21 protein-coding genes are annotated in these 17,968 nt (G+C 57.0%); 8 read left to right on the forward strand and 13 right to left on the reverse strand.

Annotation, left to right across the window (positions count from 1 at the left end; translation table 11 throughout):
- Window positions 1-129: 129 nt before the first annotated feature.
- Entirely contained in the window at window positions 130-1,023 is an 894-nt protein-coding gene (locus LDO54_RS26710) for a LysR family transcriptional regulator (protein WP_224013688.1), read from the reverse strand.
- 128 nt (window positions 1,024-1,151) lie between these two features.
- On the opposite strand from LDO54_RS26710, the gene LDO54_RS26715 reads away from it, so the two are divergent.
- Window positions 1,152-2,147 carry a Zn-dependent oxidoreductase gene (locus tag LDO54_RS26715; RefSeq protein ID WP_224013689.1) on the forward strand — a complete coding sequence of 332 codons (996 nt, stop codon included), beginning with the start codon at window positions 1,152-1,154 and terminating at the stop codon, window positions 2,145-2,147.
- Between the two features lie 202 nt (window positions 2,148-2,349).
- Here LDO54_RS26715 and LDO54_RS26720 read toward each other — a convergent pair whose 3' ends face one another.
- Both LDO54_RS26720 and LDO54_RS26725 read right to left on the reverse strand, forming a co-directional pair.
- Window positions 2,350-2,700: a VOC family protein gene (locus tag LDO54_RS26720; protein ID WP_356791648.1), complete on the reverse strand. Its 351-nt coding sequence runs from the start codon at window positions 2,698-2,700 to the stop codon at window positions 2,350-2,352.
- Window positions 2,701-2,828: 128 nt separating this feature from the next.
- A complete protein-coding gene (locus tag LDO54_RS26725; RefSeq protein ID WP_224013691.1) occupies window positions 2,829-3,596 on the reverse strand; it encodes a class I SAM-dependent methyltransferase in 768 nt (255 codons plus the stop codon).
- A gap of 322 nt (window positions 3,597-3,918) precedes the next feature.
- On the opposite strand from LDO54_RS26725, the gene LDO54_RS39300 reads away from it, so the two are divergent.
- The 4 genes from LDO54_RS39300 (at window position 3,919) to LDO54_RS26740 (ending at window position 5,792) form a co-directional block, all read left to right on the forward strand.
- On the forward strand, window positions 3,919-4,260 hold the full coding sequence (locus LDO54_RS39300) for a DUF6984 family protein (RefSeq protein WP_436975697.1): 342 nt from the start codon (window positions 3,919-3,921) through the stop codon (window positions 4,258-4,260).
- 59 nt (window positions 4,261-4,319) lie between these two features.
- On the forward strand, window positions 4,320-4,784 hold the full coding sequence (locus LDO54_RS26730) for an ASCH domain-containing protein (RefSeq protein ID WP_224013692.1): 465 nt from the start codon (window positions 4,320-4,322) through the stop codon (window positions 4,782-4,784).
- Window positions 4,785-4,867: 83 nt separating this feature from the next.
- A complete protein-coding gene (locus tag LDO54_RS26735; RefSeq protein ID WP_224013693.1) occupies window positions 4,868-5,422 on the forward strand; it encodes a hypothetical protein in 555 nt (184 codons plus the stop codon).
- Between the two features lie 133 nt (window positions 5,423-5,555).
- Window positions 5,556-5,792, forward strand: a complete 237-nt coding sequence (locus LDO54_RS26740) for a hypothetical protein (RefSeq protein WP_224013694.1) — start codon at window positions 5,556-5,558, stop codon at window positions 5,790-5,792.
- Window positions 5,793-5,847: 55 nt separating this feature from the next.
- Here the strand turns inward: LDO54_RS26740 and istB are convergent, their stop codons facing one another.
- Window positions 5,848-6,597, reverse strand: coding sequence for an IS21-like element IS408 family helper ATPase IstB (gene istB, locus LDO54_RS26745; RefSeq protein ID WP_224013695.1), 750 nt, complete (start codon window positions 6,595-6,597; stop codon window positions 5,848-5,850).
- A gap of 16 nt (window positions 6,598-6,613) precedes the next feature.
- Entirely contained in the window at window positions 6,614-8,170 is a 1,557-nt protein-coding gene (gene istA, locus LDO54_RS26750) for an IS21 family transposase (protein WP_224013696.1), read from the reverse strand.
- 216 nt (window positions 8,171-8,386) lie between these two features.
- Here istA and LDO54_RS26755 point away from each other — a divergent pair, with 216 nt between their 5' ends.
- Entirely contained in the window at window positions 8,387-8,722 is a 336-nt protein-coding gene (locus tag LDO54_RS26755; RefSeq protein ID WP_224013697.1) for a GNAT family N-acetyltransferase, read from the forward strand.
- Between the two features lie 94 nt (window positions 8,723-8,816).
- Here the strand turns inward: LDO54_RS26755 and LDO54_RS26760 are convergent, their stop codons facing one another.
- Window positions 8,817-9,164 (reverse strand): hypothetical protein, encoded by a 348-nt coding sequence (locus LDO54_RS26760; protein WP_224013698.1) that lies wholly within the window; start codon window positions 9,162-9,164, stop codon window positions 8,817-8,819.
- Between the two features lie 33 nt (window positions 9,165-9,197).
- Window positions 9,198-9,515 carry an H-NS histone family protein gene (locus tag LDO54_RS26765; RefSeq protein WP_224013699.1) on the reverse strand — a complete coding sequence of 106 codons (318 nt, stop codon included), beginning with the start codon at window positions 9,513-9,515 and terminating at the stop codon, window positions 9,198-9,200.
- Window positions 9,516-9,796: 281 nt separating this feature from the next.
- Here LDO54_RS26765 and LDO54_RS26770 point away from each other — a divergent pair, with 281 nt between their 5' ends.
- Together LDO54_RS26770 and LDO54_RS26775 are read left to right on the forward strand one after the other, a co-directional pair.
- Window positions 9,797-10,339, forward strand: a complete 543-nt coding sequence (locus tag LDO54_RS26770; protein WP_224013700.1) for a Pycsar system effector family protein — start codon at window positions 9,797-9,799, stop codon at window positions 10,337-10,339.
- 10 nt (window positions 10,340-10,349) lie between these two features.
- Window positions 10,350-11,306, forward strand: a complete 957-nt coding sequence (locus LDO54_RS26775) for an adenylate/guanylate cyclase domain-containing protein (protein WP_224013701.1) — start codon at window positions 10,350-10,352, stop codon at window positions 11,304-11,306.
- Here LDO54_RS26775 and LDO54_RS39075 read toward each other — a convergent pair.
- From LDO54_RS39075 to LDO54_RS26805, 6 genes are all read right to left on the reverse strand, one after another.
- Window positions 11,285-11,431 (reverse strand): alpha/beta hydrolase, encoded by a 147-nt coding sequence (locus tag LDO54_RS39075; RefSeq protein ID WP_224013771.1) that lies wholly within the window; start codon window positions 11,429-11,431, stop codon window positions 11,285-11,287. The two genes, LDO54_RS26775 and LDO54_RS39075, sit on opposite strands and share 22 nt — an antisense overlap.
- A 307-nt stretch (window positions 11,432-11,738) precedes the next feature.
- Window positions 11,739-12,764, reverse strand: a complete 1,026-nt coding sequence (locus tag LDO54_RS26785) for a hypothetical protein (RefSeq protein ID WP_224013702.1) — start codon at window positions 12,762-12,764, stop codon at window positions 11,739-11,741.
- 458 nt (window positions 12,765-13,222) lie between these two features.
- Window positions 13,223-13,849, reverse strand: a complete 627-nt coding sequence (locus LDO54_RS26790; protein ID WP_224013703.1) for a LysE family translocator — start codon at window positions 13,847-13,849, stop codon at window positions 13,223-13,225.
- Between the two features lie 106 nt (window positions 13,850-13,955).
- Window positions 13,956-15,203 (reverse strand): MFS transporter, encoded by a 1,248-nt coding sequence (locus LDO54_RS26795; RefSeq protein WP_224013704.1) that lies wholly within the window; start codon window positions 15,201-15,203, stop codon window positions 13,956-13,958.
- 40 nt (window positions 15,204-15,243) lie between these two features.
- Complete coding sequence (locus tag LDO54_RS26800) at window positions 15,244-16,320, reverse strand: 1-aminocyclopropane-1-carboxylate deaminase/D-cysteine desulfhydrase (protein WP_224013705.1); 1,077 nt, start codon at window positions 16,318-16,320, stop codon at window positions 15,244-15,246.
- 54 nt (window positions 16,321-16,374) lie between these two features.
- A complete protein-coding gene (locus tag LDO54_RS26805) occupies window positions 16,375-17,715 on the reverse strand; it encodes a cation:dicarboxylate symporter family transporter (RefSeq protein ID WP_224013706.1) in 1,341 nt (446 codons plus the stop codon).
- Between the last annotated feature and the right edge of the window lie 253 nt (window positions 17,716-17,968).

Here is a 17,968-nt window from a genome sequence, read left to right on the forward strand (position 1 = left end):
CGTTCCTCATCACGTGTGCGATCGGCTCCGACCGGCCACTTTGGGACATTCGAACCCCACTCCTAGATTGCGGACAATTCTGCGTGTCGGCGTCGGCCCACTTGCAGCCACAGATGACGGAACAGCGTTTCAAACTTCTGAACGCGCAAATGCCGAAACAAGATATTCGATGAACACGCGAACCCTCATCGGTACACGGCGACCCGCCGGATAAACAAGGTGAATTGGCACGCGCTCGGGTTGCAAATCTGGCAGCAACACTCGAATCTCACCGGATTGGATTTCTTTCTCCACAAGCCAAAACGGCGCCTGAGCAATGCCAAGGCCGCACAGCACGGCCGCGCGAACGTGCTCCGCATCGCCAGTCAGCAGCGAGCCGTGCGGCACATAGGAGACACGCTCCTTCCCAACCATGAGCGACCACGGGTAGCGCTCTCGGCCATTCGCAAAGACGATGCAGGCGTGCTGATCGAGGTCCGCAAGCCGCGTCGGAATGCCGTGAGCCGCAAGATAGCCAGGGCTCGCCGCAAGCACGAAGTCTGTCTCGGACAGCTTCCGTGCGGTGAGGGACGAGTCCACCAGTCTTCCATGGCGAATCGCCAGATCGACGCCGTCGCCGACGAGGTCAACATACCGCTCCGATACCGACAATTCGATCGAGACGTCCGGATACTGCCGGAAGAACTCCGGTAGCAGCGGCGTGATGCAAAGCCGGCCATGCGCCGGAGCAGTATTGACCCTGACCAAGCCACGTGGCGACTGCTGGCGATCGCCTACGGACGACTCGAGCGCGTCGAAGTCATCCACGAGTTGCCTTGCCGACTCGTAGAAAGCTTGTCCTGCGTCCGTGACCACAACCTGGCGCGAGGTTCGCAAAACTAGTTGGGCACCAAGATGCCGTTCCAGCGCGCCGATCTGCTTGCTGACCGCGGGCTGCCCAATCCCTTCCTCACGCCCCACGGCGGAAAAGCTGCCGCATTCGACGAGGCGTACAAACAGGCGAATCGCGTTCACTCGGTCCATATGGGCTATCCGCATCAATTCCAACCTGGAATGGATGGTATGCCACGAGACAGCGTTTCGGCAATGAATGAAGTTGCTTATCGTACGGGTCGTGCAATCACCGACACCTGAACAAGAGGAGATGAACGATGAAAGCGATTTGTGTAACGCCTGACCGCGAGCTTGCGGTTCGTGACATACCGACTCCGAACACGCCTGCGCCGGGTCATGTGCTGATCGATATGGATGCCTGCGCAATCAACCACGGTGACAAGGCTTTCCTGAGGATGCCCACGGTAGCAGGTAACGCCCTCTCACTGGGTCAATACGACGTATGGGGTGCGTCGGGTGCAGGGCACGTTATCGCGGTGGGCGCGGGCGTCCCAGTGGAATATACGGGCAAGCAGGTGGCGGTATACCGGTCGCTCGACAGAAGCCCGGAAAGTGTCGGACTTTGGTGCGAACGGGCACACGTACCTTACACGACCTGTCTGATCTTGCCGGACCATGTCCATACGCGCGACTATTGCGGCTCGCTCGTCAACGTGATGACGGCGTACGCCTTTCTCGAAGAAATCTCTAACGCGGGCCACAACGGGGTCATCGTCACGGCCGGGAATTCGGCGACCGGCCACGCGCTTGCTTCGCTTGCGCGCAGCAGAAACATACCGGCGATTTTCCTGGTGCGGACCGCGGCCGCGAGGGACGCGCTGTCCCGTTGGGGTGTCGAGCATGTCATCGTCGCTACCGAGGGCTTTACTGACGCCCTCGGAGTGCTGTCCACCGAGTTGGGGGCAACGGCGGTATTCGATGGGGTCGGCGGCGACTTGTTGACAAGCATAGCCCCTAGCTTGCCGATGAATTCGACGATCTATTGCTATGGTTTTTTGGGAGGCGCTGCGCCGGTGTCCATTCAGTCCGTACTGGTCATGATGAAGAATCTGAGCATGAAGCGATTCAGCAATTTCGAAAGCCGGACGGTGAAGGAACAGGCGAAGCTCGTTGCCGCGCTGAAAACGCTTGAGGGCGTGATTGACGATCCCATGTTCATGACCCAGATCGGCAAGGAATTCCGTCGCGATCAGATCGAACTCGCCATGGCCTATGAGTCTGCGGATGGTTCCAAAGCTGTCGTCGTCACGTAGGTCGGCCATAGACTCTCGACAACCTCCATTGTAGAAAACTCCGAGTGGCCGACAGGGTTCCACTGTGTTGCTCGCCGTCGGCCTGGGTCCGGCCAATTTGAGACACTCGACGTCGCTGCCTAGATCTTCAACACCTCTATTGCTGTTCTGCAAACTGCTCACCCGGCCGTGCACCGCTCGTGCCCTGCATGTGGCATGTTCGCTACCCACGCAACCCAATACAGTTGCCCCAAGGGTCGCGCACCATACACATCTGCTTGTTGTCTTCGATACGGCCCGGTCCGCGGTACAACGTCGCTCCCACCGCTAGTAAATGCGCCAACGTATCGTCGAAGTCTTCGACAGCCCAATAGGCGACCGTACCGGCCGCTCCTGACGACAACTTCTCATCGGAAGGGACAATCTCAAGACTGATGCCCTTGAAGTCAAGACAGGTGAAATCGAATTCGCTCAAGCGTCGCCGTTCCGAGCCGCGAAACACTGACTGGTACCAATCGAGCGCGGCCGCTACATCAGGGACATAAATGAGCACCGCGCATATGGGTGAGTTCATCGAAGCCGTTGGGTCGGATTGTTTGTGGTGATACCGGATACCGACTGCAAGGACGGTCGCCACCCGACAGCAGTTGTTCGCCCCAATCGCACGACTGACTTGATTGGGGTTAGATTGATTAACGGGCGTCAATCACGCGCAAGCAAGTAGTAGCCAAAGCCGAGTGTTACGCGGCCCCAATTCAGGTAGCCACTGTGCCATTCCTGCATTCGCTTTAAAAATGCCACAGCGTCGGGATCATCAGGGTTCGCGGCAAGATACTGCATCATTGCGTCACAGTACTTGCCTTCATAGTCATCCCATTCATCGTCGCTGCTCGTTGCAGTTCGGACGAGGTTGTAGCCGAGTGCACGGGCTAGCTGAGCGTTTTCCGCATGTGTGCCGAATTCATCAACGGTTCCACCAAGAAGCTCCAGATATTCTTGAGAAGGAGCTCGCTTCCAATAGCCTTCGGCGACCAATAGCAGCCCATCGGGCTTGAGCCATCCGCGGCTGACACGCAGGCATTCCTCGAATGAGCCAAATGCATGCGTCGAGCCAACGCAAAGGATGGCAGAATATCCTTCCTCAGGTCGAGCGTGTTCAAGCAACGGGGCGTTGATCAAGCTGAGCCGCGAATCAGCTGGACACTCTTGCTGAAAGGACGCTCGCGCCTCATTCAGGAAATCCTGGTTGATGTCGACGCCAACCCCGCGCGCCGACGACATGCAAAGCACGTCCCGAAGTAAGCTTGCCTTACCACAGCCTGCATCAAGCACGAAATCGCCGGCAGATAAGGTGCAGGAGAGGCTTTGAATTAATTCACAAGCCTTGCTCCGCGAAAGCGGACTGAGATAACGGTGGTTGCGATGTGCGATTGTCGAAAAACGAAAGGGATCGTGGTTCGTGCTGGTCATGATTCTCTTGCGAAAAAGAATTGATAGATGCTTTCAACATCATTTCGCAAAGAGCTTTCATACACGGACCTCCCAGGTGCGATCGTTTGTACATTCGGGCGAGTCTACTGCATTTCCCAACCGGCCAATATTCCGGAATCGAGTGGCTGATTTGAGGGTTCGGATGGATGTTTTGGGTCGCCTCGAGGCGGTCGTCCGCGATCATGCGCGGACGACACGATGCAAAACGCATGAGTCCGTGCGCGGCCATGATGGGACAGTCGACATCGCGACCTGAATCATCAACAATTCTCGTTTACGAATGCGTCGGCAAACCATTGCGATGAAGTTAAGACCTCTGTCCTCCTCGGAAACAGCCCTGATTGAACATATGCTTCGATCATGCACGCTGGCGACAACACCCCACGGTATGCGGCAGGAGTGGTTGGTCGAAGAGTTGAACGATGGGTCGATGGGCAGCATTCGGTTTCATTCGAAAGATGCCGAAGGGCGCCAACTCGGAGCGGACCTTTGTCAATTGACTTTCCCAGACGCGGATGGGGTTCCTGTCGTCGCAACTCTGTCCTTAGATAATTTTGGACAATTGTTCGAACTCGACATCTGGAAAACGGATTTCTCGGCAGTTCAACGTTTCCCCCTTTCCCTCGCTGACGGAAGCTTCTGACAGAGTCCGGCCAGGAGCAGACGGTCACAGCGGCTATAAAAATATCGATAGGGCTGTAAATGGATAAATGCGTCGAGTCGTTAATCACGAAGCTTGCTCAACAAGGCATCGATCTACCGAGACAGGACATTCGGATCGGAGCTTTTGGTGATTCGGAGGCGCTCTCAGAATCGCTGCTCGGCCTGATTCTGGCGGGGCGGAAAGATGGCACATGTAGCCTGCGTTGGTCATGGGAGCATGACGGCGAAGCGATTCCTAAGGTCGGCGATATAGAGATCGTGCTCGATTGGAATGATCGACCAGCCCTTGTTCGGCGCATTACCCGGGTGGATATCGTGCCATTCGATAACGTCTCCGATGAGTTCGCGGCCAGTGAGGGCGAAGGAGATCTATCTCTGATGTACTGGAGAACGGAGCACTGGCGGTTCTTTTTGGATGAGTGCAAGCGAATTGGGCGCGAGCCTGATGGAGCAATGCCGCTGGTATGTGAGCGATTTGAAGTGATGCACGTACTGACAAGGTGACTGTTGGGAAACCATGAGCAGACGGTCGACGGAGGTCCTGTAATCCTCGACAATCCGAATATTGAGCAAAAGGCGGGGAATATATGATCAGGTTCGGGGACGTTTTTGGCAGCAAACGGCGGAAAGCGGAGATCGATGAAAAACGCTTGGCCTTCTACATGGGGTATGCATTCAGCCACGCGATTCAAGTGCAGCATCTTCTCGCGCCCGGCGAGTTGACTGTCCCGTATGTCGTCTACTGGGATAAAGAAATTCCAGCACCAGTTCCGTATCCCGCAGCGACGCAACATGAAGCAGTTGCAAACGCGCAGTCGGCCCGAGAACAGGCGATCTCCGGCTCGGGATGGTCGTCTGGGAGAGAGGGACTCATCGCTCAGAGTAACGGCGAAAAGATGGATGTTCTCGTAATCGAAGGATGGGTGCCAGGACTGGACGTACCGCTCGAAGTGTTCGTGTACTACAGGAAGGACCCGTTCAGGCTGCTTCAAGGATTCTTGTGGAAAACCCATGAGCAGGCGCGCAAAGATGGCCCATCCTTCATGGTGGAATTTAGGCGCGGCATTCTGGCACAACCGTTTGGCCAGCAATGCATGGAAGTCATTGATAACGCAGAGCGCGTACAGTACGTGAATTCATAGTCGACTCGACCGCCGTGTGACGCACGGAGGCCGAACGGCATATTGCGCAGTTCGGCCATTTTCGGCCAGTCGACGCCAGACTCAGGTTCGTTGACAATCAATATTTCCCAAACGCTGGCTCGACAAACTTTTCATGCCGAATATCACTACACGTCCAGCAGTTGCTTCCGACTGGGAATTCTTGAGCCTGATTCAGGAAACGTGCATGAAAGAGTATGCTGTACGAACATGGGGAATATGGGTGCCCGAGCCGCAGGAGAATTTCCGGCCCGAGATCCATGAAATTATCCAATACGGGGAAGATGAGATCGGCTGTATCGCTGTCGCTGCGGATTTCGGCGATGGTGATCACTCGTTTCGGCGAACGTGATCGGTCTGGAAGGTGGTGTTGCGCGGTCAATGGATTATAGCGACGGTGATCACGATCAGGCGTCGGCGGACTCGGTTTTCGTTTTCTTTCTCATCGAATCGCCCTTGACCGGAAGTTTGTGGGCTTGATGCACGAGCCGGTCGAGAATCGCATCGGCGAGCGTGGGGTCCTGCAGCCATGCATGCCAGTGTTCGAGCGGCAACTGGCTGGTGATCACAGTCGAGCGCGTACCGACCCGATCATCAAGTACTTCGAGCAGATCATTGCGCGCGGCCTGGTCGAGATCCTGCAAGCCCCAGTCGTCGAGGATCAGCACATCAATCTTCGCGAGTTGCGCGAGCCGACGTGTGAAGCTGCCGTCGCCGTGTGCGATTTTCAGTTCTTCGAACAGCCGCGCGACGCGCACATAGAACACGGAGAAGCCCTGACGGCACGCCTGCTGGCCGAACGCGCAAGCGAGCCATGTCTTGCCCGCGCCCGTGGGGCCGGTCAGGATCAGGTTCTGCGCATTGCGCACCCAGTCGCAGCCGACGAGCGTGGCGGCCATGCGCTGGTCAAGCCCACGGCTTTGTCGATATTCAATGTCCTCGACGCAGGCCTGTGGATTCTTGAGCTTCGCGGCGCGCAGCAACCGTTCGAGTCGTCGCGTATCACGCCATGCCAGTTCGCGATCGACGAGCATGCCCACGCGCTCCTCGAATGACAGGCTGGTGCTGGCCGTGAGCGTCGACTGCTCCTCGAACGCGCGGGCCATGCCGTCCAGTTTGAGCGCCTTCAGCTGGGTAAGAGTGTGCTGCATCAACATCGTGACCTCCTTCTGGTCAGTGGTAGTAGTCGGGACCGCGTAGGTTCTCGTGCTCGGGCGAGCGCCATTCCGTGGACGCGGTCGGGAGCGAGGGCTGCAGGTCGAGCCCCGCTTCCAGGATCGACAGCACGGAGCCGCGCGTGGGCGAGCCGATCTTTAATGCGCGCTGGCACGCGGCTTCGAGGCGGTGTTTGCCGTACTTGCGCGCCAGTGAGAGCAGACCGAGACAGGCGCGATAGCCCATCTCGGGGTGGGGTTTGTTGGTCAGCAGATGCCGCACGACAGCTTCGGCGCCGGGGCCGACGGATGCGCCCCAGTTGAGCAGTCGCCCCGGAGTCCACTCCATGTGCGCACGATGCGCGGCCGGCATGTGTTCGGCGATGGTCGTGTGTTTGCCTTTGAGGCGTGAGCGTGCGTGCGCGGCGACACGCTTGCCGCCGTGCAGGATCTCGACGCCGTGGCGTGTGATGCGCGCCCAGACCTCCTGCCGTGCGAGGCTGTGCGGGACGCTGTAATAGTGGCCGCCGACATCGACGTGGTAATCGATGTTCACACGGCACTTCTGGAAGGTGGCGATCTCGTAGCGCCGCACGGGCAACGCGCGCAGTACGGGCTGGTCCAGCCGTTCAAACCATTCGCGACGGTTGCCTTCGAGCCGCTTGAACGGGCGCTGGTTCAGGTCGGCGACCAGTCCTGCAATCGCCTTGTTGAGTTCGGCCAGACTGTAGAAGCGATAATGGCGCAGCCGGGCCAGCACCCAGCGCTCGACGATCTGCACGCCGACTTCGACCTTGGCCTTGTCCTGCGGTTTGCGCGGACGCGCTGGCAGCATCGCCGTGCCATAGTGGTTCACGAAGTCCTGCGTGGTCGTGCCGAGTCCCGGTTCGTAACGGTCGGGCCGCGCGATCAGCGCCTTCGGGTTGTCGGGTACGAGCAGTTCGGGCACGCCGCCGATGAAATCCAGCGCGTCGCACAGACTGCCGATCCAGTCCGCCATCGTCTCGGTGCGCGTCGCGCACGCGAACGTGTAGTTCGATGCACCGAGGACGGCCACGAACACATGCGCCTCGAACTCGACGCCGCCATCGCGTGCGAGGATCGGCACGGTGGGGCCCGCGAAGTCGGCGAACAGCTTCTCGCCGGCGCGGTGCTGCTGGCGCATTGAGCGCTTGATCGACTTCGCCCAGTCCTTGTACTTCTGGCAGAACTGCGTGTAGCGGTAAGTCCGCTGGCCGGGGTTCGCTTCAGCGTATTCTTCCCACAGCAGTTGCAGCGTCACGCCCTTGCGCCGCAGCTCGCGATGCAATGCCGCGTAGTCGGGCTCAATGCGCCGGGAGGTCGTTGCCGTGGCATCGGTTGGCGCAGGCCTCAGGCGCGCCGCCAGTTCATCGTCGGACAGCGCTTGGGCTGCGGCCCAGTCGAGTCCCGCCTGGCTGGCTTGCGCCGCGAACTTCGACCCGGCTCCGACGCTGATGCCGATGGCCCGGCTGATCTGGCGATGCGTCAGGCCACACGCCCACTTCAGTCGCAGGACTTCCTTCAATTTGCGCATGCTCATCCGAGGTGTCGGCATCAGCGCTTCTCCCGCAAAAAAGGGAGCAGGCTAACGCCGCCGGTGAATACATGCGCAACGCCACCGCCAGACTCAAACCCGGATTACGTTCCGGTTACGTGATCACCCGTTTCGGTCCCGTGATCGCCCATTCCGGCATCGTGATCACGTGTTTCGGAAACCTGTGATCAGCGATCACGATCAACCGAAACCGGTGATCACGATCATTCGGAATCCGTGATCACGATCCGTCGGAATGCGCGATCACGTTCGCCGAAATACGCAGCTGTCGCGATCGACGAAGACAATTTGTCTTTGGAAAAGCTTTATATTCTTCCTGCTTTTCAGCGCCGCGGAATTGCTACATGGCTGCTAAGACGCCTCATCGAGCGCGCACATGCTTGCGGGAAATCGATCCGACTACGTGTTCTTCGCGTCAACCCTGCCAGACGGCTCTATGAGCGAAACGGCTTCCAGATAGATAGCTCAAGCGAAGAGCGTCATTTTATGTCTTACACGATCGACAACCATGTCGGGCCTATCTTCGGGACCAATAGCCGCAAGGACGATTGAGTCAGCGCACTCACGCCTGCTGGGGAGCGATGAGAGACAGCTTAGGAACGTCCGCTTCGGGGGAATTCGAACTACCGCTCCGGGTCGCACGCAGTCACTGACGATCAACGGCTCTGAGATGTGCAAGGCTCAGTGCGTGGATATCCCGGACGAGTGCCGAGCGGTAATCTAGGAACCAGCCGCCGTCAAGATTGAAAAGCTTCAGCAGGCCGGCTTCGTCACGAGGTAGAGGCAACGTGTACACCTCTTGCGACATCTGTCGGCAAGCTTCAATCAGCTTCGCCCGATCGAGCCAGTCGCACCGTGCACCGTTCGAAGAAAGCCAGATCTGGCACGACTCGATCAGATGATCGGTTCGCATCCACTCGCCGCTCCGGGCATACGCGAGCAATTGTCCCACGATGAGGAACGTGAGTAATTCAGCCTTTGCTTCCTCATCCATCTGACTAGGTCGTCTTAGTATCCACGATCGACATTACTCTTCACCGGGCCACCAAGGGTGTGGCTGCGGCGCGTCGATTGCGTAATCCTCAAGACGCTTGCCAGCGAGCCACTTCGGGCGTGCGCCCTTCCCAGACCACTTCTTCCCTGTCGAGGGATCGTAGTATTTAGCGGCAGCGCGTTCAGGGCGATCGTAGCCCAACGCCCGGCGTACTTCCTGTTCAGTGATGCCGAGCAATGCGACCTCCTCTCGGAACCGGACTAGCACGGAAGCAACTTCGCGAGCGCGTGCGTCGGCCAGCAGCTCGTTCACGTGGCCAAGTTCTGCGCGAAGGTTTTTCAGCTCAGACATATCCCGACTGATGAATGCCGCTTTCGCGGCGACAACACGATTCTAGCGTCAGATCGATTGATTCGCTTTGCATAATCTTATAGAGCATAGTGGCTGTCACGTTTTAGCTGCATTGATTGATTTTATGCACTCATTTACTCTCGCTTTCACGCCGACAACTATGAACGGCGACGTGTGGGTGTCGCACGATATTACATTATCGTAATCTACGGACATATTTAGCAGTTTCTGCGAACTGCAACACTAATGTAAGACGATTGCGCTACGGCAGAAAATCAACAATGGCAAAGAACGATCAGGAAGAGAGTTTTGAAAGGCTCATGTCCGCAAACTTGGCTCGTGTGGTGGACTTCATCAAGTTTGCCGAGACGAAAAACGCGGCTTTACTCACGTTTTGTTCAGCCTGGATTCTGGCGAGCATGAATCTGCTCTCGTCGGGGAAACTGCTTCCTCAATATGTCGTCAGTGGGCTCACGCTGGCATTGCCGTTCTTTGCCATTGCGGCTTGCATATCAATTGCCTCATTTATTCCGAAGCTGTCGATACGGGATGTACTGAGGGCAAAGCAGCTGGGAAATAACATGCTGTACTTCGGCGATGTCGCCCGGACTTCAATCGACGATTTTCGGGGAAGAACCGAAGCGCGTTACGCCCCGAAGGCCGATAGATCTGTTACCGACGAATACATAAATGATCTTTCGGTTCAGATCGTCGTCAACAGCCGAATTGCGGTGCGCAAGATGCGACTGTTCAGCTATGGCGCCTACGCGGTGCTATTCGCACTCTTCATGATGGCAGCTCCGGTAATCGGGCAGTTTCTGTAGCGAGATAGCAATGACATTAAAAGACCTCGGTGCCGATATCGCGGCAGAAGTCGAGACGATTCTGTCTGGTGAATTCAGTATTACAGTTACCAATACGAACACTGTTCCGCACTCCGATGATGGCGCAATAACATTCCCCAATCTCGATTCGAAAGAACAGGCATGCAAGGTTGTTGAGACTTGCGTTGTGTACATCGATATCCGGCGCTCGACCGAACTCAATCTCGCGCACCGGCCGAAGACGGTTGCGAAGCTCTACTCGTCGTTCGTGCGAGCGATGGTCCGATGCGCTGAGCAGTTCAACGGACACGTAAGAGGGATCATCGGCGATCGCGTGATGATCATGTTCGATCAAAACAACTGCTTCTCCAATGCCGTACACACTGCTGCTGCGATGAATACTGTCTCACAACACATCATCAATCGCCATTTCAAACACGGCGAAGTTGCATGTGGAATCGGCATAGACTTTGGCCGGATGCTTGCCACGAAGACGGGCTTCCGGCGCCACGGCGTGCAACGTCACAGCTATCGTTCGCTGGTGTGGCTGGGCAGACCAGCAAACGTGGCATCGAAGCTCACGGACATCGCGAACAAGGCCGCAGTAACGCAATGGGAAACAAAAGCCCGCGTTGCTTACGACTATGGCTTCAGCACAGGATGGCACTGGAGCGACGAGTCACTCGAACAGTTCGTATCGAAACTCGAGGCACAATATGCACCGAGTCGCGTCGTGCATACGAGTCCCTACTACGGCTCGTTCTTTACCTCTCCAGAGCTGATTACCCTGCGTCCAGCGACGCCACCAATTCTGATGACAAAGACGGTGTATGACGGATATTGCGGCGTCTATCCGAATGCAAATATCGTCCGTCAGGGCACGCTCAAGCAATATGCTGTTCAAGTTCCGGGATACGACGGACAAATATACGGCGGTAACCTCGTCTACGAGGATATGAAACAGTAGCCACCCACCGATGCACCGGCGCAGTCGAGGTAATAAGGCATCTGTGCGCTACGCCGGGCGGCATCCTCGTAGCTTACGTTGTAGCCGTGAACAAATAGCAGTACCCTCGGCGTTAGCGCGTTCAGTGCCTTGCTGCCCTCTCGCCATCGGAAATAACCGGGGTGCCTTCAATGCATATTAGCGGCATTCCGTTAATGGCACGGGCAGGTAACGCGTTGCGTGCCCCGCTACGCTGGCCAACGAGCGACCCGCAGCGGCCGTTATAGTCCGCAAGCCGATTTAATCACGCACCGGCAGACGACCGCTCCGGGTCGCCTAGCGTCGATCACAAGATCAACGGAGGGCGAGCCGCCGATCCGTTTTGCATGGGTCAGTGTACGGCCATCAGTTGTCAGTCGTCCAATGCCCACGATGGACACTCGATTGGCGCATTCAATTACATAGGGGTCCTTCGCGCCTAGCTTGAGTGAGGACCAGTCCATCTTTGGCCGCGCAAAATACCCGCTCGTGACACTGGTAGACGACGTGGCCGTTATAGATGGCAAGCAGCTCGCGGTTGTTACGCATAAACTGAACATCGATTTGCTTAAAGGGAAGCGTTTTTCGATCAGCAAGCACCTTGTCTAGAAACTCGGGATGTACCTTGCCGTCCAGAAGCGTACGAGGATCGGCAAAAAAATAGGTTATGAATGCATTCCGACGTAGATTGAATGAGAATGCCATATGCGGGCCATTAGGCAGTGGCTGACTATATCCTCGGTCAGGAAGCAAGCAGCTTTCGCGATCATATTCACAGACCCAGACGGCTACATGATTGTCCCGGTCTTCAAATAATTTTCTTATTATTTGATCAAAAAAATTGAGCTGCCCGTTTTCCAACGGCATGAGCAACATGAACAGAATCCGCAGCCATTCGAGATACTGTGCGTTGCTTATCCCGAGTTCAGAACATCGGTGTGCTTGATGCGGTTTCCTTCCATCAACAATGCGCCGGTACATTCTGAGCAGCTCTGGATTGGTCGGGTCGTGCGCGGCGAGGCCACGAAACGTATTGATAATCTTTACAACCGAGAACGGATTTCTCACAAAGTTCAGCAATTTAGCAGAAAACAAATCGATGATTTCGGTCTTTATGTCTTTGTTGTTTGCCTTGAGCTTATCGAGAAGATTACTGGTATGCGTCGCGACATGGCCTTCGTACTTTTGAAATAATGCTTCAAAATTAAACCGCTTGTCGCTGTCGCCTGCCACATCAAAACTGAAAATATCCGAGGCCGACAAATTTTTACTGATGCGGTTTCCGTCCGGTTTTTCAAGAACAAGTACGTAATTCTCGCGGTCGACAAGTTTGAACGAATAAATACGCTGATTTTTATCGTCAGCCTCGGGGTTCGCGGCGTTGAGCCTCTGCTCGGCCTGGGTGACAAAATGTTGATTTTTGGTATCGTTTTCGAACACGTCGCATCCCTTGGTTGATTCACGCGTTAATCAGACCAGCACGGTAAGAGGCTTGGCGAGATCAGGCTCCGTTGCGGCGGCTCGCACAACGGCGTCTAACCTCAGGGTTACACAATACCGTCCATTCTAGCCACCACCGCGTTCTATATGACCGATCACACGCGGAAGCAGCCATCGAACAGATCGCCGATTCCCTGACCGCTCAGGGTCGCTTTATGCCTTTTGCGTGAGTCCGCGCCCGTAGCGATCGCCGGGCTCGGGCATCGGGCGCTAGGCGGCCATAAGTGGACGCTGGCCCGACCGTGATGTAAGACTGAAAATCGACGCGTTTCGGTCATTCGTTGCGATTGATGGCGACTACGAGCACCAGGCACCGGAGCATCGGGCGAATGCGGTGATGCTCGCCACGTAACAAACGGCAAGGCTTACAAGAGACGCGGGCGTCGGGAGGATTTCCGTCAGCGCGAGGATGACGCGGCCAGCTTAATGCCAAAGGCGACGAACACACCGCCCGTCAACCTGTCCAGCGTTTTGACGGCTGCGGGGCGCCGCAGGAATCGCCCTAGTGGGACGGTGGCGGAAATCAAGACGGAGAACCATACAAGCGTCAGCGCGACATGCAGGCAAGCCAGCCAAAAGCAGTAGCTCGCGGCATTCGCGCCAGTCGGTACAAACTGCGGAAGGAAGGTGACGTAGAAGACGCCGACTTTGGGATTCAGCAGGTTACTCAGAAATCCTCGCCAAAATATCGCCCCACCTTCGCTAGCTTGAGGGGCAACGTCGGCATTCAGTGCGGCGCGCGGCTTCAGCAAAAGCTTTACACCCAACCAAAGAAGATAGCCGGCACCAGCGATTTTCACGACGGTGTAGCCCAATTCGGACGCCCGCAGCAAGGCACCGAGCCCAAGAGACACAGCGGCGCCCCAGGCCAGGCATCCAAGAGCAATTCCCACTGCAGCGAACGACGCTGACCGGCGTCCGTCTGCTGTCGCCGCACGAAGAACGATGGCCGTATCCACGCCCGGCGTGATGACAAGAACGGATGCCGTACCGATGAAAGCAAGGAGCAACGGGAGATTGAACATGACAGCCACTTCTGAGGTTGAAAAAAGCGGAAGCCCGGGCAGGTTATCGTCCGGGCGTTAGTAACGGGTCAGCTTTGCTCTGTGTGTAGAGCCGTCGCGATGCCAGTTACCAGGAGTCAGTGAAGTGCCCCGTCGGGGTTTTCCGGCCGCGAGCATGGACACACAGGGCGAACGCTGCGAAAACCACTCCGAGGGAGCAGACCGCCAACCAGCCTGACGTGCTCCACGCAAAGCTCGCGGCTGCGGAGCCGAGTGCGCCGCCCAGGAACATGCCGCCCATCAGGATGGCATTCAGCCGGTTTCGCGCTTCTGGACGGAGCGCCTGAATGACGTGCTGGTTGGAGACCTGCGAGCCTTGGGCCCCGAAGTCGAGAAGGATAACACCCGCGACCAGACCGATGACCGCGCTCCAGGCAGCGAACACAAGCCACGAGGCGATCATGACGATACTGGCGAGCCCAATAACAAAATGAGGGCCGCGTCGGTCGGCGATCCGTCCGGCTATCGGGGCGAACAGTACACCGACCGCGCCGATGATGCCGAACAAACCCGCCACGTCCGCGCCGAGGTGAAAGCGGCTATCGAGTTGCAGAGCCAAGGTCGTCCACAGCGCGCTAAACGATCCGAAGACGCACGCCTGAATCAAAGTCGCGTTGCGCAATTGTGGCTCTTCGCGCCAAAGTGCGACCAGCGAGCCAAGTAACTCGCCGTAACTGGCCTGCGTCTTCGGCGGGCTCTTTGGAAGCGCAACGGCGAGCACTGAGCCCGCAATGATTGCGAGCAGCGCGCCGAGCCAGAACATCGCTCGCCACCCGAAATGTACAGCCACGGCACCGGCAAGCGCGCGACCAAACAGGATGCCGCAGAGCAGCCCGCTCATGACGACGCCAATGGTCGCGCCACGGCGGTCGGGAGAGGCCAACGCCGCCGCGAATGGCAGGATTTGTTGCGCAACGCTTGCCGAGACGCCGACCAGCGCGGAAGCCGCGACCAACGACCAGGCGTCAGACGCGAGCGCGGTAGCACCCAAAGAAAGCGCGAGCGCCGCGAACTGGATCACGATGAGCAGACGCCGCTCAATACGGTCACCCAGAGGAACGAGTAGCAGCAAGCCAATCGCGTAGCCCAGTTGCGTCGCTGTGGGCACAAATCCTGTCAACGATCGCTGTAGCGGGAACGTCTTTTCGATGATCCCCAGCATGGGCTGGTTGTAGTAGATGTTGGCGACCGCCATCCCGCAGGTGATCGCCATGATCAAAGTGAGCCCCAAACCGATAGACGGAGCGGCGGAATGGTTGGCTGCGGGTTGCCTGTCGTCGCAGGTGCTCGGTTCTGGAATGGATAGGTTTTCCAAGTTTCACTCCTCTTATTTCTAAACGACGGAGCGACGCCCCTTACTCAAATCCGCCGACTACACCCGACACTTCGAACAGGTTGGCTGTATCGCCCGTGTGGAGGAAGGCCACATTACTTCCCGGCGCGACCTTTCCGCTGCGGATATGTTCCAGAAGACCGGCAAAGCCTTTGCCGGTATAGACCGGGCCGAGGAAAACGCCTTCCTGTCGTGCCAGCTCCCTGATCGCAGCCATACTCTCGGATGAAGGAACTGCATAGTTGTCGCCGATGAACCTGTTGTCGACCTCGATCTCCCGCAGAATTGCTTTCTCGGACGGAGGTTCAATCGAGAACGACCTAAAGATGTGTCTCACCCTCTCGGCGATGATGGCTTCGTTGATCCAGAAGTCGGGCTGGTAGTTCGATATCGAGATCGAACGAAACTTCACTGGGTGTCCCGTCAGCAGCTTCGCGGCCAACATGCCTGGCAAAGCTGTCCCGGTGCCGGTCGTGTGATAGATGTAATCCAGCTCGACGCCCGCCGAGCGAGCCTGACCGACCATCTCCAAAAATGTCCGTACATGCGCGGCAAACCCCGCTGGATGAGCGCCGCCGGTAGGCACAATCAGCACCTTGCGGCCCTGAGCTTCCAGCTCAGCTTTTCGGGCGTTCATCGCATCCAGCACCCGTTGCTTGTCATCGGGGCGATTGACGTATGCGCTACCCGGAGCCGACAGATAATGCGTCTCGACATCCATCAGCTTGTCCAGCAGCAGGTTGCCGCGGTACTCCGTCAACTCGCCATGCTGCTTCTCATCGCGCGTGAGGAACAGAATCGGCGTGATCCCCGCGACCAGCGCGGCCGTCGCGAACTGCATCCCGGAGTTGGTGAGATGCGCGCCTTGCGTGATGATCGTGTCCACTCCATCCTGGAGCGCCTGTCCGATAATCATTTCGGCCACCCGCATCTTGCTGCCGCTCAATGCGCCGGGGCCAGCCATGTCCTCCCGCTTCATGAAAAGATTGATTCCATGAGACCGGGACATGTTTTGCAGCCGGTGGAAAGGCGTCGGATAGAAGCCGATTTTCCTTCTCGGTAGCTTGTCGAGAAGGTCTTCCAGTTCGTTGAGTTGCATACAGCACTCCTGTTTGCTCGCGTGATTGATGAAATTCCGTGGATCTCTGATGGTTCAGGATGGCTGTTCGGATTCGCTCAACTGTCGTAGATACGCGCGTCCCTTCTGTTCGTCGTATTGACCTTCCCATCGAGCGATGACCAGCGCGGCTAACGCGTTGCCAACGACATTCAATGCAGTGCGCCCCATATCCATAAACCGATCGATGCCAGCGATGAGCGCAAGGCCCTCAAGCGGCAGTCCTGCGCTCGACAACGTGGCAAGGAGAATCACGAACATGAAACCGGGAACACCTGCCGCACCCTTTGAGGTGACGACCATCGTCAGGACTAGAACGATCTGCTCTTGCAGTCCCAGATGGATACCGTAGAGCTGCGCGACAAATAGCGTCCCGATGCCGAGGTACACCGATGCGCCGTCCAGATTGAACACATAACCAGTGGGGATGACGAAGGTCGTGATGGCCTTCGGTGCGCCATAGTCCTCCATCTTTTTCATCAGTTGCGGAAGGACAGTAGCCGAACTGCACGTTGTGAAGGCAATCAGAAGCTCGCTCTTGATGATGCGCAAAAGGGTGAATATGTTGAAACCCGCTACGCGAGCCGCGATGCCGAGAACGATGACGGTAAACCCGATGATCGCGAGGTAAGTGACACCAAGCAGCTTCATCAACGGCAGCAGCGATGCAAAGCCGAAGTTGGCTACGGTTGCCGCAATCAGCGCGGCAACACCGATCGGTGCATACCGCATGACGATGCCCGTGACCTTGAACATCGCATCAGAAATGCCACGAAGAGTATCGACAACCGGCTGACGATAATCCCTGGAGACACTTTGCAAAGCCAGGCCGAAAAGGACCGAGAAAAACAGCACCGGCAGAAGGTCGCCCCGCGCCATCGATGCGAGGATGTTCTCGGGAATGATATTGAGCACCAGATGCATGAAACTGTGATGCTCGCCGGCAAGCGCAGCAGAGCGTTGAACGCCAGATATGTCCGCGTGGCCCAAGCGCGAAATATCGGTGCCCAGTCCGGGCTGAAACACGTTGCCGAAGAAAAGGCCGGCGACGATCGCAACAGTTGTGACCAGCTCGAAATAGACGATCGTTTTTAAACCGATTCGTCCAAGAGACTTCCCGTCGCCGACACCAGCGATGCCCACTACCATGCTCGTGAAGACGATAGGAACGACCACCATCTTGATCAGCTTGATAAAGAGATCGCCCGCTGGCTGGATGTAGTTTTTGATCGCGGTAGTGCGCAACTCCGGGTATTTGTTGAGGACGATGCCTACCAGAATCCCGACGACCATCCCGATTACGATCTGCCATGCGAGACCAATACGTATCGCGCTTCGTGTCCGAGGCAACTCGGCCTTGTCTGCTGAAATGTTCACTATGTCTCCAATGTGTTTTCGTCAGCCGAGTGTCTGCGCACCGACCCGAGTCCTCTTTTCGCGGCGCTAACGTGCGTCGCGGCAAGCCCAATATAGGAGTCGCCCCCGTTGCGGTCCAGTGCTCGATTCTCAACATGCCGTTGCTGTAATTGCAACGGCTGCTCGGTCGGGACGAAAGAACCATAAAGGGCTGTAAGCGCCAAAGAATGGGGGCTGGGTCTACACAGCCGAGGGGGCGGGTGATGCGTTTTTT

Source organism: Paraburkholderia tropica (assembly GCF_914484835.1).
In the GTDB taxonomy this organism is placed as follows: domain Bacteria; phylum Pseudomonadota; class Gammaproteobacteria; order Burkholderiales; family Burkholderiaceae; genus Paraburkholderia; species Paraburkholderia tropica_A.

Excerpts from the sequence above, each read along its gene's own strand:
- LDO54_RS26710 (WP_224013688.1), bottom strand. The coding sequence starts at position 1,023 with ATGGACCGAGTGAACGCGATTCGCCTGTTTGTACGCCTCGTCGAATGC.
- LDO54_RS26715 (WP_224013689.1), top strand. The coding sequence starts at position 1,152 with ATGAAAGCGATTTGTGTAACGCCTGACCGCGAGCTTGCGGTTCGTGAC.
- LDO54_RS26720 (WP_356791648.1), bottom strand. The coding sequence starts at position 2,700 with ATGAACTCACCCATATGCGCGGTGCTCATTTATGTCCCTGATGTAGCG.
- LDO54_RS26725 (WP_224013691.1), bottom strand. The coding sequence starts at position 3,596 with ATGACCAGCACGAACCACGATCCCTTTCGTTTTTCGACAATCGCACAT.
- LDO54_RS39300 (WP_436975697.1), top strand. The coding sequence starts at position 3,919 with ATGAAGTTAAGACCTCTGTCCTCCTCGGAAACAGCCCTGATTGAACAT.
- LDO54_RS26730 (WP_224013692.1), top strand. The coding sequence starts at position 4,320 with ATGGATAAATGCGTCGAGTCGTTAATCACGAAGCTTGCTCAACAAGGC.
- LDO54_RS26735 (WP_224013693.1), top strand. The coding sequence starts at position 4,868 with ATGATCAGGTTCGGGGACGTTTTTGGCAGCAAACGGCGGAAAGCGGAG.
- LDO54_RS26740 (WP_224013694.1), top strand. The coding sequence starts at position 5,556 with ATGCCGAATATCACTACACGTCCAGCAGTTGCTTCCGACTGGGAATTC.
- istB (WP_224013695.1), bottom strand. The coding sequence starts at position 6,597 with ATGTTGATGCAGCACACTCTTACCCAGCTGAAGGCGCTCAAACTGGAC.
- istA (WP_224013696.1), bottom strand. The coding sequence starts at position 8,170 with ATGCCGACACCTCGGATGAGCATGCGCAAATTGAAGGAAGTCCTGCGA.
- LDO54_RS26760 (WP_224013698.1), bottom strand. The coding sequence starts at position 9,164 with ATGGATGAGGAAGCAAAGGCTGAATTACTCACGTTCCTCATCGTGGGA.
- LDO54_RS26765 (WP_224013699.1), bottom strand. The coding sequence starts at position 9,515 with ATGTCTGAGCTGAAAAACCTTCGCGCAGAACTTGGCCACGTGAACGAG.
- LDO54_RS26770 (WP_224013700.1), top strand. The coding sequence starts at position 9,797 with ATGGCAAAGAACGATCAGGAAGAGAGTTTTGAAAGGCTCATGTCCGCA.
- LDO54_RS26775 (WP_224013701.1), top strand. The coding sequence starts at position 10,350 with ATGACATTAAAAGACCTCGGTGCCGATATCGCGGCAGAAGTCGAGACG.
- LDO54_RS26790 (WP_224013703.1), bottom strand. The coding sequence starts at position 13,849 with ATGTTCAATCTCCCGTTGCTCCTTGCTTTCATCGGTACGGCATCCGTT.
- LDO54_RS26800 (WP_224013705.1), bottom strand. The coding sequence starts at position 16,320 with ATGCAACTCAACGAACTGGAAGACCTTCTCGACAAGCTACCGAGAAGG.